We start from the raw sequence: 15,430 nt of genomic DNA on the forward strand, positions 1-15,430 counted from the left end.
CGATGGGCGAGCGATTCGTCCGGAATCGCTGCGCCAAGGCGGCTATTGGAACGCCGTCTCCATGAAGGTACGCAATTTTCGCGAATGCAGGCGTTCGGGCGGCATGTCGCGCAGGCGCTCCAGCGCCCGGATGCCGATTTCCAGATGCTGGTTGACCTGGCGGCGGTAGAACGCGCTGGCCATGCCCGGCAGCTTCAGCTCACCGTGCAGCGGCTTGTCGGACACGCACAGCAGCGTGCCGTAGGGCACGCGGAAACGGAAGCCGTTGGCCGCGATGGTGGCCGATTCCATGTCCAGCGCAATGGCGCGTGACTGCGCGAAACGCTCGACCAGTTCGACGTGATCGCGCAGTTCCCAGTTGCGGTTGTCGATGGTGGCCACCGTGCCGGTGCGCATGATGCGCTTGAGGTCCCAGCCGGACAGGCCGGCCACTTCTTCCACTGCCTGCTCCAGCGCCACCTGCACTTCGGCCAGGGCCGGCACCGGCACCCAGGTCGGCAGATCGGCATCCAGCACGTGATCTTCACGCACGTATCCGTGGGCCAGCACGTAATCGCCCAGCCGCTGCGAATCGCGCAGGCCGGCGCAGTGGCCCAGCATCAGCCAGGCATGCGGGCGCAGCACGGCGATGTGGTCGGTGATGGTCTTGGCGTTGGACGGCCCCACGCCGATGTTGACCAGCGTGATGCCGGAGTGGTCGCCGCGCACCAGGTGGTAGGCCGGCATCTGCGGCAGGCGCTGGCCCTGCCCTTCGTCGGCCGGCGCCGATTCGCCGCGCCGGGTGATGCGGTTGCCGGGTTCGACCAGCATCTCGTAGTCTTCGTTGCCGCTGGCCATCAGGGCGCGGGCCCGGGCGCAGAACTCGTCGACGTAGAACTGGTAGTTGGTGAACAGCACGAAATTCTGGAAGTGGCCGGGCGCCGTGGCGGTGTAGTGCTGCAGGCGGTGCAGCGAATAATCCACGCGCTGCGCCGTGAAGGGCGCCAGCGGCTTGGGTTCGCCTTCCTTGCCGCGCCACGAACCGTTGACGATCGCGTCATCGGTGACGGCCAGGTCGGGCACGTCGAACAGGTCGCGCAAGGGGCGCTTGAGGGCCTCGAGGTGCTCGCCTTCGACATAGGCGCCTTCCGGAAAGGCAAAGTGCAGCGGAATCGGGGAGTCGGACTCGCCCACCTCGACCGCCACGCGGTGGTTCTGCAGCAACTGGCCCACCTGCTCGATCAGGTAGTCGCGAAACAGGGCCGGCTGGGTGACGGTGGTCTGGTAGATGCCCGGTTCGGCCACGTGGCCGTACGACAGGCGGGTATCGATGGGATCGTAGGTTTCGACGACGATGCGGATGGCCGGGTAATACGCGCGGGCCCGTTCGCGGCCGTTGCCGGGGCCCTTCAGGACTTCACGGAACGCCGACCGCAAAAAGGCCGTGTTGCGCGCGTAGATTTCCACCAGCCGGTCGACCGCCGCCACCGCGTCATGGTAGGGCTCGAAAGGAATCGCCTCGGGCCGGTTCATGGAGGACAGGGGGTGTACTGCGTTCATCATTGAGCTTTACTCCGCTTTCTTATCTATCTTGTTTTAAGCGGCCGCTCTCGGCAATCAAGCCGGAAGAGGCCGATGCCGACGATTATGCACGACCCCGGGGCCGTATGAAGTGTCATATTCGCGCGCGTCTCGATGCGTGGTCACCGCAGCCGGCATCGCCACCGAAATAGAAACAATATATCATTCTGTTTTTCCGGTTTTTTCGGCCGGGTTGATCCGCCCGCTTTCCCCGCCCCCGCTTGCGCGTCTCCTCATCCATGCCGCCGGCCTTGCGCCCCCGACCACGCAGCCCCCATCCCATCGCCCGATGGGCGGTGCTGTCGTGGCTGTGCGCCTGCCTGCTGCTGGCGCCGTTGGGCGGTGTGCGCCACGCGCTGTCGCACCTGGGCAGCGGCCCGGCCTCGGCTCAACACGGCCTGTCGCTTGCGCGGCTGGATGTCAACTCTGCCGGCTCGGCCCGCACGCCCGGCCCCGCCACCGCGCCAGACGACGCGCATACCGCCGACCCGCTCGGCCACTGCGATCTCTGCCATATCTGGGACCTGCTGGACGCCACCTTGCCGGCGTCCTTCCCCCTCATCGCCGGCACGGCGCCGCGCATTGCGCCGGCCCCGTCCACGCCCCGCGGCACCACGCTGGCCGCCGGCAGTTGGTTCCAATCCCGCGCGCCGCCCGCCGCGACTTGAAATCCCGCACGCCCGATTTCAACCGCCGCCCGCTTGGCCGGCCCCCAGGATTGCCATCATGCCTTTTGCTGCTGCCCCGGCAGGGACACGCTTGTCCCTGCGCGCCCGCAACGCTTCTGCGTTGGACGTTGCTTTGCCGAACCGTTTCTCGTCGGCCCGTTCTTCTCTCGCCCTCGCCCCGCTGGCCGTCGCCTGCCTGCTCGCCCTGCCCCAGGCCGCCAGCGCCCAGGCCGCCCCGGACACCACCACGCTGTCCCCCGTCGTCATCACCGCCAACCCCCTGGGCAGCGAAGCCCTGGCCTCGCCGTCCACCATCGTGCAAGGCCTGGACCTGGACCTGCGGCGCGGCTCGAACCTGGGCGAAACGCTGAACGGCCTGCCCGGCGTTTCGACCACCACCTACGGTCCGATGGTCGGCCGCCCCATCATCCGCGGCCTGGATGGCGACCGCATCCGCCTCCTGAACAACGGCGTCGGGTCCCTGGACGCCTCGTCGCTGTCGTTCGACCACGCCGTGCCGCAAGACCCGCTGTCGACCAACCGCGTCGAGATCCTGCGCGGCCCGGCCGCCCTGCTCTATGGCGGCAACGCCATCGGCGGCGTCGTCAACACGATCGACAACCGCATTCCCACCGAACCCATCGACGGCATCCACGGCGACGTGGCCGGCAGCTACGGCGGTGCCAACAACGACCGCAACGGCGCCGTGCAAGTGGAAGGCGGCGACGGCAACTTCGCCATCCATGCCGACGCCTTCAGCCGCAAGACGGGCGACCTGCGCATTCCCGGCTACGCCCGTTCGTCGCAGCAACGCGCCCTCGACGCCCCCGACCGCGACCAGCCGCGCGGCACGCTGCCCAACAGCGACGGCCAGGCCAGCGGCGGCGCGCTCGGCATGTCCTGGACGAGCGACCGCGGCTACGCCGGGCTGTCCTACAGCGGCTACGACTCCGACTACGGTTCGGTGGCCGAGCCGGACGTGCGCATCAAGATGCACCAGGAGCGCTTCGGCTTTGCCAGCGAACTGCGCGACCTGGACGGCCTGTTCACCAGCGTCAAGTTCAACTTCGCCTACACCGACTACCAGCACAAGGAAATCGAAGACGGCGAAACAGGCACCGTCTTCAAGAACCGCGGCTACGAGGCCCGCATCGAGGCGCGCCACGCCGACATCGGCCCGCTGCACGGCGTCGTGGGCCTGCAACTGGGCCAGACGCGTTTCTCGGCGCTGGGCGACGAAGCCCTGGTGCCCACCACCGACACCGACTCGGCCGCCGTGTTCGCACTTGAGGAATGGAAACTGAACGACCGCCTGACGCTGAGCGCCGGGGCCCGTGCCGATTACACCCGGCTGAGCCCGTCGGCCAGCGGCAACGAACGCTTCGATGGCGCCCGCCGCAACAGCTTCACCGCCGGCAGCTTCTCGCTGGGCGGCATCTACAAGCTGGACAGCACCTGGTCCGTTGCGGCCAACACGGCCTACACCGAACGCGCGCCAACGTTCTACGAGCTGTACGCCAACGGCCCGCACGAAGCCACGGGCCAATACCTCGTCGGCGACCAGGGCCTGGGCAAGGAACGCGCCTGGTCCGGCGACCTGTCGCTGCGCTACAAGAAGGACGCCGACAAGGCCAGCATCGGCGTGTTCTACAGCCGCTTCTCCAACTACCTGGCTGAAATCAACACCGGTCGCTATCGCAACGACGACGGCGACCTGGTCGCGGCCGGCGACGACGGCGCCCTGCCCGAAGCGCGCTACCAGGGCGTGTCGGCCCGCCTGTACGGCCTGGAAGCCGAAAGCAGCACCCGCGTGCTGCAACGCAATGGCCACAAGCTGGACCTGGGCCTGTCGGGCGACTACACGGTGGCGCGCAACAACGACACCGGCCGCTCGTTGCCGCGCATTCCGCCGCTGCGCCTGCGCGTGGCGCTGGATTACGGCTACGGCGCCTACAACGCCGGCGTCAGCGTATCCAAGGCCTTCGCCCAGCACAGCCGCCCCGACAACGACACCGCCACCCCCGGCTACTACAGCCTGGATGCCAACGCCGGCTACCGCTTCAAGGTCGCGGCGGTGCAGTGGCAGGCCTATGTCCGCGGCATCAACCTGACCAACCAGACCATTCGCTACGCTACTTCCGTGCTGCGCGACGTCGCCCCCGAGGGCGGCCGCGCCGTGATGGTGGGACTGCGCGGCAGCTTCTGACGGGCCAGGACGGCAACGGATCGGGCTCGGCCCAGGGCACGCCCGCCCGATCCGGCCACCCAGCACGGTCCTCCCTGTTTCTGCCAACCGGCCGTTACCTTTGCCCGACCGGGCAACGTAACGGTCGCCCCGCCAGAATGCTGCATTGCACTACAAATGTAATGAAACTTTATTCCATTACAATACCGTGGCAGTCAGTGGGGTCTACGGCCTGCCAACACCGCAAACGTCCGCGCGTGTTGGCAACCCCTAGGCCCTCCTGCCGCCCTTTCCGCCGGCTTGTCCCCCAGGGCAAAGCCATGCCGCCTACTCCGATTTCTGAAGTGACGTAATGACGCCGCCCACGCGAAAAGCACGATTTGCCTCGTTCCGCATTCCCGCCTTCCTGTCTGCCCCCCTGCTGGCCCTGACGTTCTCCTGGTTGCCCGGCGCCGCGCAGGCCTCTCTTCCCAGCACCGATCCCGCACGTGGCTCCCTGTCCGGCCTGAGCCTGGCCCAGGAGCCCACCGTGCCCACCCTGCGCGAACGCGTGGTGCAGGCCGGCCTGGCCGCCATCGGCACGCCCTACAGCTGGGGCGGTGACGATGCCGCCGAAGGGTTCGACTGCAGCGGCCTGGTGCTGTTCGTGTACCGCGAAATCGCCGGCCTGGAACTGCCCCGCACGGCCCGCCAGCAGCGCACCCAGGGCGACACGGTGCCCAACAAGCAGCAGCTCAAGCCCGGCGACCTGGTGTTCTTCGCCACCCGCGGCCGCGGCACCACCTCGCACGTGGGCATCTACATCGGCCAGAACAAGTTCGTGCACGCCCCGCGCCGCGGCGCCAAGGTGCGCGTGGACGAAATGAAGAACCCGTACTGGTCCAAGCGCTACGTCGGCGCGCGCAGCTACATCGACATGGCCCAGGGCCAGATGGTCGCTGGCCGATAAATGTAGGCCCCAGAGAAAGGGCCCCCACGCCGCACACGCCTTGCTTGCTGCCCCCCGAGCAACTGTGTTTCCAGTCAAGCAGCCTGAAGGTGCAATTGGCTGTTCCATGGTTGCTGGGAGCGGGCCATGGCGTTCAGGATTCGTAGCAGCTTGTGCGAGCAAGCGACCAGAGCGACCTTCTTGGGTTTGCCGGCCGCCAGCAGACGATCGTAGAACGCCTTAATAACGGGGTTGAACCTCACCGCGCTGAGCATGGCCATATGCAGCGTGCAACGCACTATGCTGCGTCCGCCCCATATGTGGCGTTTGCCCCGTGACTTGCCTGAATCGTGGTTCAACGGTGCTAGGCCGGCCAGCTTGGCCGCTCGGGCCCCACTGATCGTTCCCAGCTCAGGCATAAATGCCAACAAGGTGGCGCAGGTCGTAATTCCGACCCCTTTTATCGCTTCAAAGCGCTTGGTCTGATCTTTGAAGTGGGTGTCCAGGTGCCCATTGATATCCTTATCCAGCTTGGATATCTGGGCATCGAGTGTCTTAATGACTGCTCGGATGCTGTCTTTAAGAACTCGGACCGCCCCGGTTAGGCGGTTCTTCTCGGCAGTGCGCATGACCATCAATTGTGCGCGACGCGTCACGAGCGCCTGCAACACCTCGACCTGCTCATCCGGTGGAGCAAACTGCACACCGACCTGGTCTGCCTTGCCAGCCAAGGTCTGGGCATAGTGCGCCAAGGCCACGGCATCAATCGCATCGGTCTTAGCCAAATGGCCCAGGCTACGCGCAAACTCGCGTGCCGCCCGCGGGTTGGCCACCGCGACCGGTAGACCATGCTGAAGCAGGTAGCACGCCAATGCTCGCTCCAGCCCCCCAGTCGCTTCGACCACGATCAGGCCAATGCGCTTGCCCTTGATCGCCTCACAAAAGGCACTGAACCCGGCTTCGTCATTGCTCGCCTCATGGGTACCCCTCACTCCATGCAAGCTCCAGACGAAATCCTTCTGGGCCATATCCACGCCTACAAAATCTACGACTTCGGTGCTGTCTTGGCTAACCATCGCGTCTGTCATGTCCCATCCTTGCAACATTCGAACTTGTCTTCGGGTAACTGTTCGGGCTTAGTGACAAACACGGCGGACTGTACGCCCCAATGCTCGGGGACGAGCTCTAGGCTCAAAGGGGGAACGGGCTGTACAGGGCCGGTCAAACGAACTTCATACCCAACACGTCAAAGCATACAAGGGGGCTGCCCGCCCTTGGGGCGGCCCGGCGGCGGGGCGGGCTTTCTTGCGACCAATAAAAAAGGCGCCTGACGGCGCCTTTTGCTTGACGGCCTGCTTTCGCTAGTTCAGCCACGCCCCACGAACGGCATATTGGTGGCCATGATGGTCATGAACTGCACGTTGGCTTCCAGCGGCAGGCGGGCCATGGCGGCGACGGCCTGGGCGACGTGGGCGACGTCCATGCGCGGCTCGACCTTGGTGCTGCCGTCGGCCTGCAGGATGCCCGCCGCCATGCGCTCGGTCATCTCGGTGGCCGCATTGCCGATGTCGATCTGGCCGCAGGCGATGTGATAGGGGCGGCAATCGAGCGAAATCGACTTGGTCAGGCCCGTCACGGCATGCTTGGTGGCCGTGTAGGCAATCGAGAACGGCCGCGGCGCATGCGCCGAGATCGAACCGTTGTTGATGATGCGGCCGCCTTGCGGCGTCTGCGCCTTCATGACGCGGATCGCGGCCTGGGCGCACAGGAACATGCCGGTCAGGTTGGTGTCGACCACCTCGCGCCAGAGCGACACCGGCAGCTCTTCGATCGGCATCGCAGGCGCACCGCGGCCGGCATTGTTGAACAGCACGTCCAGCCGGCCGTACTCGCGTTGCGTCGCGTCGAACAGCTCGCGCACCGCCTGCTCGTCGGACACGTCGGTCGGCACGACCAACGCCCTGACGCCGTCTTCGCCCGCCGCCGTGCGGGTGGCCTCGAGCGGTTCGCGCCGGCGGCCCGCCAACACCACGCGATAACCCTGCGCCAGGAATTCCAGCGCCACCGCGCGGCCTATGCCGGTGCCTGCGCCCGTCACCAGGGCAACGCGCGGGGGGTCGATCTCGTTCGTGTGCATCGGATTCTCCTTGTTATCGATCGGCGAAATGCTACCCGAATCGATCTGGCCATGCTGCAAGCGAACGTTCCAGGGTTCCCCGTCAGCCCGACTGTCCACGCAAGCAAATGAAACGGCGCGCGCCGCATCAATCTCCGCGCGATGTGCTGATCTGTCACAACCTTTTATATAATTTCTGGAAATTAACTTATTACTCAAAATCAATAACTGGACGGAGACCTCCTCCATGCCTTTACGGCCCCTGTCTTCATGGCCCCAATCATTGCGGCCCCTGCCTGTAAGTTTGCAGCCGTTTCGTCTGCGGTCCTGTACGGTCGCTCGCTGGGCGGGCGCGCTGGCCCTGGGCGCCAGCGCCTTGGCCAGCGCCCAAGGCGCGCCTGACGGCCAACTGATCAGCACCCAGGGCGCCAACGGCGCGCCCGCCTGTGTCACCTGCCATGGCGCCAAGGGCGAAGGCAATGCCGTCGCCGGCTTTCCGCACCTGGCGGGCATGGGCGCCGCCTACCTGGCCGAACAGCTCGAAGCCATGGCCAATGGCTCGCGCGTCAGCCCGGTGATGGCGCCCACGGCCAAGGCGCTAAGCCCCGCCCAGCGCCAGGCCGTGGCGCAGTACTACGCCCAACTGCCTTCGCCGCTGAACATCGACCGCCTCGCCGCCACCGCACAGCAACCCGCCAAGGCCGACGATACCGGCGCCTGGCTCGCCAACCGCGGCGCCTGGGACAAAAACGTGCCCGCGTGCAATCAGTGCCATGGCCCCGGCGGCATCGGCGTGGGCGCCAACTTTCCCAGCCTGGCCGGCCAGCCTGCCGCCTACATCGCGGGTCAGTTGCGCGCCTGGCGCCAGGGCCAGCGTCCGCCCGGCCCGCTGGGCCTGATGCCGGCAGTCGCCACCCGCCTGAGCGACGCCGAGATCGACGCCGTGTCCGCCTATTACGCCGGCCTGCCCAAGGCGGCCGACCTGCTTGCCGCGCAAGCCACCCCCGCCGCGGGAGCCAAGCCATGAATTCGATGTCCCGCCGACTCTCCGACCGGCTTGTCGCCCGGATCCCAAGCCGCGGCGCCGCCCGACGCGCCGATCAGGCCACCGGCCGCCGCGCCACCGCCCTGCTCGCCGCGCTGGCCCTGGCCGGCGGCCTGGCCGCCCCTGCTGCCCGCGCCGCCGGTCCCGTCGCCGATGCCCGCCCCGCCTTCACGCCCCCCACCGCCGCCTCGCTGCCCGACAGCGAGTTCGGCAAGATCGTGCGCCAGGGCGAGCAGATCTTCCTGCACACCCCGCAGAACGCCGCCAAGTTCGTCGGCAACGACCTGAACTGCGTCAGTTGCCACCTGGACGCCGGCCGCCGCGCCGATTCCGCGCCGATGTGGGCGGCCTACGTGCTGTATCCCGCCTACCGCGCCAAGAACGGCCACGTCAACACGCTGGCCGAGCGCCTGCAAGGCTGTTTCCGCTTCAGCATGAACGGCAAGGCGCCCGCGGCCGACGATCCCGTGCTGACCGCCCTGCAGACCTACATGTTCTGGCTGGCCAGCAAGGCGCCCACCGGCGTGGCGCTCAAGGGCCAGGGCTACCTGAAGCTGCCCGCGCCGGCCCAGAAGGCGGACTACGTGCGCGGTGGCGAGGTCTATGCGCAGTACTGCGCCGTCTGCCACGGCGACAAGGGCCAGGGCCAGAAGAACGGCTCGCACTGGGTCTTCCCGGCGCTTTGGGGGCCGGACTCGTTCAACTGGGGCGCGGGCATGCACCAGATCGGCAACGCCGCCGGCTTCATCAAGGCCAACATGCCCTTGGGCCAGGCCGGCATGCTGAGCGACCAGGAAGCGTGGGACGTGGCATATTTCATGAACGCGCACGAACGCCCGCAGGACCCGCGCTACACCGACTCGGTCGCCAAGACCCGCGCCAAGTACCACGATTCGGACGACTCGCTGTACGGCCTGGAAGTCAACGGCCACCTGCTCGGCAGCGACTCGCCCGCGCCGGGCGGCAAGCTGGTGCAGGCGGCCGCCCAATAATCGACGCCGGATAGGCAAGCCCAGGCAAAGCGGGGCCAAATGCCTGGCAAGCGTCTCCGGCGCCGAACCATCGCCGAAAGACGTTCCCCGCAAAATCGCGCGGCGCGGCGGGTTTTCCCCTGCCGCACCGCGCGATTTGCTATCCTTCGGGTCTTGGCATCACACGCTCGTCATATTCATGCACGTCAACCCCGGAAATGTCTTCATGGTCGTCGCACCCAGCGGCGCCGGCAAGTCCAGCCTGGTCAAGGCCTTGCTCCAGCAAGATCCCGCCATTCTCCTGTCCGTTTCCTGCACCACCCGCGCCCCGCGCCCCGGCGAGGAAGACGGCCGCGAATACCGCTTCATCAGCGCCGACGAATTCAAGCAGCTGCGCGACGAGCAGCGTCTGCTGGAATGGGCCGAAGTGCATGGCAATTTCTACGGCACCCCGCGCGATCCCATCGACGCCGCTACGCGTGATGGCCGCGACGTGCTGCTTGAAATCGATTGGCAAGGCGCGCGCCAGGTGCGCCAGCGTTTTCCGGCCGCCATCGGCATTTTCGTGCTGCCGCCGTCCATCGAAGAGCTCGAAAGCCGGCTCAAGGCGCGCGGCCAGGATGCCCCGCAAGTGATCGCGCGCCGCCTGATGGCCGCCGGGGGCGAAATCGCCCACGCGCCTGAATGCGAATATGTTATTATTAATCAAGAATTTAGCGTAGCCTTGTCGGAACTGACTCAAATCGTCAGCGCCGCCCGGCTACGTTTTTCGTCTCAGGCCGCCCGCCACGCTGAATTGTTTGCGCAACTCGGCATCCCGGCGGCCCACTGAAACGAATCCGCATTCTCCCTATCCTCCATCAGCACCAGGTGTCCTAATGGCTCGCATTACCGTCGAAGACTGTCTGAATCAGATCCCCAACCGTTTCAAGCTCACGCTGGCCGCCACGTACCGCGCCCGCGAGCTGGCGCAAGGCCATGCCCCGCGCCTGGACAGCAAAGACAAGCCCACGGTCACTGCGCTGCGCGAAATCGCAGGCGGCCTCACCGGCGTGGAAATGCTGCGTAAAGTTCCCACCTGATACGTTCCGGGGGGCGGCAAGCATGGCTTTTCCCGGGCTGAAGTACGCTTCATCTGGTCTGCTTGCCGCGCTACGTGCCGGCTCCCGTCTTGGGCGCCGCACGGGCAAGAAAGACAAGAACCCCTCCACGCCAGCATCCGTCGCCGCGCAAGAAGCGGCTGACGCGACCGCCTCGCCGGTCGCTTCGCTGGCGCCGCTGACCGAAATCATCGGCAGCTATCTCGACAAGAAAGACGTAGAACGCGTTCGCGAAGCCTATCGCTTCGCCGACCAGGCGCACCTGGGCCAGTTCCGCGCCAGCGGGTCGCCCTACATCTCGCACCCCATCGCCGTCACCGAAATCTGCGCAGGCTGGAAGCTCGACGTCAACGCGTTGTCCGCCGCCCTGCTGCACGACGTGATGGAAGACCAGGGCATTGCCAAGCACGAGCTGGCCGAGAAATTCGGCCCCGAAGTGGCTGAACTGGTCGATGGCCTGTCCAAGCTCGACCGCCTGGATTTCGCCACCAAGGCCGAACAGCAGGCCGAGAGTTTCCGCAAGATGCTGCTGGCGATGGCGCGCGACGTGCGCGTCATCCTCATCAAGCTGGCCGACCGCCTGCACAACATGCGCACGCTGGACGCGGTCAATCCCGAAAAGCGGCGCCGCATCGCCCGGGAAACGCTGGACATCTACGCGCCCATCGCCCATCGGCTGGGGCTGAACCTGCTGTTCCGCGAACTGCAGGACCTGTGCTTTGCGGCCATGTACCCCAACCGCTACCAGGTGCTGTACAAGGCCGTGCTGGCCGCGCGCGGCAACCGTCGCGAGGTCATCGGCAAAATTGCCGATTCGGTGCGCGCCGCGTTGCCGGCCGCCGGCATCGAAGCCGAGGTCACCGGCCGCGAAAAGACGCTGTACGGCATCTACCGCAAGATGGAGGACCAGAAAAAGTCCTTCTCCGATGTGCTCGACATCTACGGCTTTCGGGTCATCGTGCATACGCTGCCCGAGTGCTATCTGGCCCTGGGCACGCTGCACCAGCTGTACCGCCCGGTACCCGGCAAGTTCAAGGACTACATCGCCATCCCGAAGGTCAACGGCTACCAGTCGCTGCACACCACGCTGGTGGGCCCCTACGGCACGCCGGTGGAATTCCAGTTCCGTACCCGCGACATGCACCACGTGGCCGAAGAAGGCGTGGCCTCGCACTGGCTGTACAAGGGCGACGACCTGACCCTGAACGACCTGCAGAAGCGCACCCACCAATGGTTGCAGTCGCTGCTGGACATCCAGAGCCAGACCGGCGATTCGGGCGAATTCCTCGAACACGTCAAGGTCGACCTGTTCCCCGACGCCGTCTATGTGTTCACCCCGCGCGGCAAGATCATCTCGCTGCCGCGTGGCGCCACGCCGGTCGACTTCGCCTACGCCATCCATACCGACATCGGCAACCAGGCCGTGGCGGCCAAGGTCAACGGCGAATTCGTGCCGTTGCGCACCGAGCTGAACAGCGGCGACACGGTCGAAATCGTGACCTCGCCGGCGTCGCGGCCCAACGCGCAGTGGCTGAACTACGTGCGCACCGGTCGCGCGCGTTCCGAAATCCGCCACTACCTGCGCACGGTCAAGTACGAAGAATCCGTGGCCTTCGGCGAACGCCTGCTGGGCCAGGCCCTGCAAGAGCTGCACATGCCGCTGCCGGCGACCGACGACCCGGCCTGGCAGAAGCTGGCGCGCAGCACCGGCGCCAGTTCACGCGAAGAAATCCTGGCCGACATCGGTTTGGGCAAGCGCCTGGCGGCCGTGGTGGCGCGGCGTTTTGCGCCCGAATATCAATTGGTCGCCACCACCGCCGCCGCGGTGGACGAACTGACCTCGGCCCGCAGCGCGCCCATCCTGATCCAGGGCAACGAAGGCCAGGCAGTGCAGTTGGCGCCTTGCTGCGGCCCGCTGCCCGGCGACCCGATCATCGCCGGCATGCGCATGGGCCACGGGCTGGTGGTGCATACCGCCGACTGCCCGGTGGCGATGCGCCAGCGCCTGCGCGAACCCGAACGCTGGATCAACGTGGCGTGGGATACCCACACCGCCAAGCACCTGGCGACGCGCCTGGACATCGTCACGCGCAACGAACGCGGCGTGCTGGGCCGATTGGCAGCGGAAGTCACCGCGGCCGACGCCAACATCATGCACGTCACCATGCACGATGACGCCGTGTCCACGGTATCGCTGCACCTGACCATCCAGGTCGACAGCCGCAAGCACCTGGCCCAGGTCATCCGCGCCATCCGCCACGTGCCGCAAGTGCAGAAGATCGTCCGCGTGAAAGGCTGATGCCATCCGGCGCGGGCAATGCCGCCCGCGCCGGATCTTTTCCCCGCAGCTCGTCCTCGCCGCCAGCGCGCCGACCCGCTTCAGGCCCGCCTGAACCGCTGGCCGCGCTGGCGGACCCGTTCGGCGCCATCATGACGACGGATGAAGTGGTGGCGCTGCCGGTCCGCTGAACCGGCGCAAGCCCAGGCGTGGCAAGCGGGGGCGCCGGAGAGAGTCCGGCGCCCCTGCCCCCCCCTCAGGCCACGTGCTGCAGGAAGTCTTTCAGGCGCTGGCTGGGCGGATTGTCCAGCAGCTCGGCCGGCGGACCGTCGTGCGCGATCTTGCCCGCGTCGATGAAGATCAGGCGGCTGCCGACCTTGCGCGCAAACTCCATTTCGTGGGTTACCACGACCATGGTCATGCCTTCTTCGGCCAGGTCGCGCATGACCTTGAGCACCTCGTGGCGCAGTTCAGGATCAAGCGCCGAGGTGGGCTCGTCGAACAGCATCAGCTTGGGCTTGATGGCCAGCGCCCGGGCGATGGCCACGCGCTGCTGCTGGCCGCCCGACAATTCGCCGGGATAGTGATTCATGCGTTCGGCCAGCCCGACCTTGGCCAGCAGCTGCTCGGCCAGTTCGCGGGCTTCGTCGCGCGCCAGGCCACGCGTGTGCACCGGCCCGAACATGACGTTCTGCAGCGCGGTCATCTGCGGGAACAGATTGAACTGCTGGAACACCATGCCGGCTTCGCGGCGGATCTCGCGCACTTGCGCCGCGTCGCCCCGCACGCTCAGGCCATCGACCAGCAGGTCGCCGTCGTTGATGGTTTCGAGCACGTTGATGCAGCGCAGGAAAGTGGACTTGCCCGAACCGGACGGGCCCACCACGACGACCACTTCGCCCGCATCGATGTTGAGCGAGATGTCATTGAGCACCATGGACTGTCCAAAGTGCTTGGTGACGTTATGAAATTCAACCATGCTCATAGTATGCGCATCCTCTTCTCGATCAGGTGCAGGACCAGTGCCATCGTGCCCGTCAGGATCAGGTAGACGATGGCGATCGCGGACCAGATCTCGACCGCACGGAAATTGGCGGCCATGATTTCCTGGCCTTGGCGGGTCAGTTCCGCGACGCCGATCACGATGAACAGCGACGAATCCTTCAGGCTGATGATGCACTGGTTGCCCAGCGGCGGAATCATGCGGCGAAACGCCACCGGCCCGATGATGTGGAACAGGATCTTGTGGAAAGGCAGGCCCATGGCCTGGCCGGCTTCCTTCAGGCCCTTGTGCACGGACAGCAGCGACCCGCGCACGATTTCCGAGATATACGCGCCGGAATTAATGATGAGCGTGACGATGGCCGCCCATTCGGCATCCACCCGGACGTTGGCCAGCAGCGGCAAGGCGAAATAGATGAACATCACCTGCACCACGATCGGCGTGCCGCGGATGACCGCGACATACACCTGCGCAATGCCCGACAGGATGGGATGCCCGTAGGCCCGCGTCACGCCGGATAGCGCGCCCAGCAGGAAGCCGCCGAGCAGGCCCCAGAAGGTGATCTTGATGGTCATTTGCGTGCCCACCCACAGGTTGGGCAACGCCTCTGTCACGACATTCCAGTCAAAATCCACAATTACCCCTTAATAGCGTGCAACCGCGCCGCGGCATGAAGCAAACCATGCCGGGCGGCAAACGGCTCGGGGCCGCCCGCCGAGGCCCGGCGCCACCGAAGTCGCGCCGAGGCCCCAGACTGCCGGGCGGCCCCGAATGCAGAATCAATCAGGCCTGAACGATCAGGGCTTCTTGCCGAACCACTTCTCGTAGATGGCGTCGTACTGGCCGTTGGCCTTCAGGGTGGCCAGCGCCTTGTTCACCTGCGGCACGAGATCGCTGCCCTTGGGGAAGGCGATGCCGTAGAAGTCGCCGCTCTTGAGCGAACCCACCACCTTGACGCGACCCTTGCCCGCCGTATTGGCGTAGTACTGGACGTTGGGCGTGTCGTGCACGGCGGCGTCGACGCGGCCGGTGGCCAGTTCGAGGTAGGCGTTGTCGATGTTGGGGAACAGCTTGAGCTTGGCGTCCGGCACCTGGGCTTTCAGGAAGTCGACGGTGGCCGTGCCGGTCTTGACGGCGACGGTCTTGCCGGCCAGGGACTTGGCGTCCTTGATGTCGCTGTTCTTGTCGCTGACCAGGATGGCCAGGCCACTTTCGTAGTAGGGGTCGGAGAAGTCGATGACCTTCTTGCGGTCGTCGCGGATCGTGATACCGGCCAGCGCGGCGTCGATGTTCTTGGTCTGCAGGCCCGGGATGATGCCGTTGAAGTCCATCGGCTGGAGCTTGTACTTCAGGTTCAGCTCTTTGGCGACGGCAGCCCACAGATCGATGTCGAAGCCGACGTAGGTATTGCCCTGCTTGAACTCGAACGGAACAAAGGCGGTATCGGTGGCCACCACCAATTCCTTGCCTTGGGCGTAGGCGCCGGAAGCGGCGCCGAACATGGCCATGGACAGGCCGACCAAGGCGGCGGCGACTTTACGTTTAATCATGAAACTCTCCTCTTGGGGACCCTTTG

The 15,430-nt window shown here is 66.1% G+C and carries 15 protein-coding genes; 9 read left to right on the plus strand and 6 right to left on the minus strand.

From position 1 onward, the window contains the following. Nucleotides 1-42: 42 nt before the first annotated feature. A complete protein-coding gene (locus tag ACUDP5_RS14900; RefSeq protein WP_445656436.1) occupies nucleotides 43-1,542 on the minus strand; it encodes an AMP nucleosidase in 1,500 nt (499 codons plus the stop codon). Between the two features lie 269 nt (nucleotides 1,543-1,811). On the opposite strand from ACUDP5_RS14900, the gene ACUDP5_RS14905 reads away from it, so the two are divergent. The 3 genes from ACUDP5_RS14905 to ACUDP5_RS14915 all read left to right on the plus strand — a co-directional run bounded on the left by ACUDP5_RS14905 (nucleotide 1,812) and on the right by ACUDP5_RS14915 (nucleotide 5,362). Further along, the gene (locus tag ACUDP5_RS14905; RefSeq protein ID WP_445656437.1) at nucleotides 1,812-2,228 is read left to right on the plus strand and encodes a hypothetical protein; all 417 of its coding nucleotides are present in this window, start codon (nucleotides 1,812-1,814) and stop codon (nucleotides 2,226-2,228) included. 58 nt (nucleotides 2,229-2,286) lie between these two features. After that, entirely contained in the window at nucleotides 2,287-4,434 is a 2,148-nt protein-coding gene (locus tag ACUDP5_RS14910) for a TonB-dependent receptor (RefSeq protein WP_445656438.1), read from the plus strand. A 331-nt stretch (nucleotides 4,435-4,765) separates the two neighbouring features. After that, entirely contained in the window at nucleotides 4,766-5,362 is a 597-nt protein-coding gene (locus ACUDP5_RS14915; protein WP_263915127.1) for a C40 family peptidase, read from the plus strand. 74 nt (nucleotides 5,363-5,436) lie between these two features. On the opposite strand, the gene ACUDP5_RS14920 is transcribed toward ACUDP5_RS14915, so the two are convergent. Both ACUDP5_RS14920 and ACUDP5_RS14925 read right to left on the minus strand, forming a co-directional pair. Beyond that, nucleotides 5,437-6,429, minus strand: coding sequence for an IS110 family transposase (locus ACUDP5_RS14920; RefSeq protein ID WP_263915840.1), 993 nt, complete (start codon nucleotides 6,427-6,429; stop codon nucleotides 5,437-5,439). 278 nt (nucleotides 6,430-6,707) lie between these two features. After that, on the minus strand, nucleotides 6,708-7,478 hold the full coding sequence (locus tag ACUDP5_RS14925; protein ID WP_445656439.1) for an SDR family oxidoreductase: 771 nt from the start codon (nucleotides 7,476-7,478) through the stop codon (nucleotides 6,708-6,710). A gap of 283 nt (nucleotides 7,479-7,761) precedes the next feature. Between ACUDP5_RS14925 and ACUDP5_RS14930 the strand changes: the two genes are divergently transcribed. The 6 genes from ACUDP5_RS14930 to ACUDP5_RS14955 all read left to right on the plus strand — a co-directional run bounded on the left by ACUDP5_RS14930 (nucleotide 7,762) and on the right by ACUDP5_RS14955 (nucleotide 13,042). Further along, nucleotides 7,762-8,484, plus strand: a complete 723-nt coding sequence (locus ACUDP5_RS14930; protein ID WP_445656440.1) for a c-type cytochrome — start codon at nucleotides 7,762-7,764, stop codon at nucleotides 8,482-8,484. Further along, the gene (locus ACUDP5_RS14935) at nucleotides 8,481-9,494 is read left to right on the plus strand and encodes a c-type cytochrome (protein ID WP_263915570.1); all 1,014 of its coding nucleotides are present in this window, start codon (nucleotides 8,481-8,483) and stop codon (nucleotides 9,492-9,494) included. Before ACUDP5_RS14930 ends, ACUDP5_RS14935 begins: the two co-directional genes overlap by 4 nt. Before the next feature lie 178 nt (nucleotides 9,495-9,672). Beyond that, nucleotides 9,673-10,305, plus strand: coding sequence for a guanylate kinase (gene gmk / locus ACUDP5_RS14940; protein ID WP_263915571.1), 633 nt, complete (start codon nucleotides 9,673-9,675; stop codon nucleotides 10,303-10,305). 46 nt (nucleotides 10,306-10,351) lie between these two features. Next, nucleotides 10,352-10,555 (plus strand): DNA-directed RNA polymerase subunit omega, encoded by a 204-nt coding sequence (rpoZ, locus tag ACUDP5_RS14945; protein ID WP_006219679.1) that lies wholly within the window; start codon nucleotides 10,352-10,354, stop codon nucleotides 10,553-10,555. Nucleotides 10,556-10,577: 22 nt separating this feature from the next. Then, nucleotides 10,578-12,872, plus strand: a complete 2,295-nt coding sequence (locus ACUDP5_RS14950) for a RelA/SpoT family protein (protein ID WP_445656441.1) — start codon at nucleotides 10,578-10,580, stop codon at nucleotides 12,870-12,872. Continuing rightward, the gene (locus ACUDP5_RS14955; RefSeq protein WP_263915573.1) at nucleotides 12,872-13,042 is read left to right on the plus strand and encodes a hypothetical protein; all 171 of its coding nucleotides are present in this window, start codon (nucleotides 12,872-12,874) and stop codon (nucleotides 13,040-13,042) included. The genes ACUDP5_RS14950 and ACUDP5_RS14955 overlap by 1 nt, the downstream gene beginning before the upstream one ends. Nucleotides 13,043-13,107: 65 nt before the next feature. Here ACUDP5_RS14955 and glnQ read toward each other — a convergent pair whose 3' ends face one another. The 3 genes from glnQ to glnH all read right to left on the minus strand — a co-directional run bounded on the left by glnQ (nucleotide 13,108) and on the right by glnH (nucleotide 15,404). Further along, nucleotides 13,108-13,836, minus strand: coding sequence for a glutamine ABC transporter ATP-binding protein GlnQ (gene glnQ / locus ACUDP5_RS14960; RefSeq protein ID WP_263915574.1), 729 nt, complete (start codon nucleotides 13,834-13,836; stop codon nucleotides 13,108-13,110). Then, nucleotides 13,833-14,489: a glutamine ABC transporter permease GlnP gene (gene glnP / locus ACUDP5_RS14965; protein WP_263915575.1), complete on the minus strand. Its 657-nt coding sequence runs from the start codon at nucleotides 14,487-14,489 to the stop codon at nucleotides 13,833-13,835. The genes glnQ and glnP overlap by 4 nt, the downstream gene beginning before the upstream one ends. 162 nt (nucleotides 14,490-14,651) lie before the next feature. Continuing rightward, nucleotides 14,652-15,404, minus strand: coding sequence for a glutamine ABC transporter substrate-binding protein GlnH (glnH, locus tag ACUDP5_RS14970; protein WP_263915576.1), 753 nt, complete (start codon nucleotides 15,402-15,404; stop codon nucleotides 14,652-14,654). Between the last annotated feature and the right edge of the window lie 26 nt (nucleotides 15,405-15,430).

The sequence above is a fragment of the Achromobacter sp. NCFB-sbj8-Ac1-l genome (assembly GCF_052695805.1).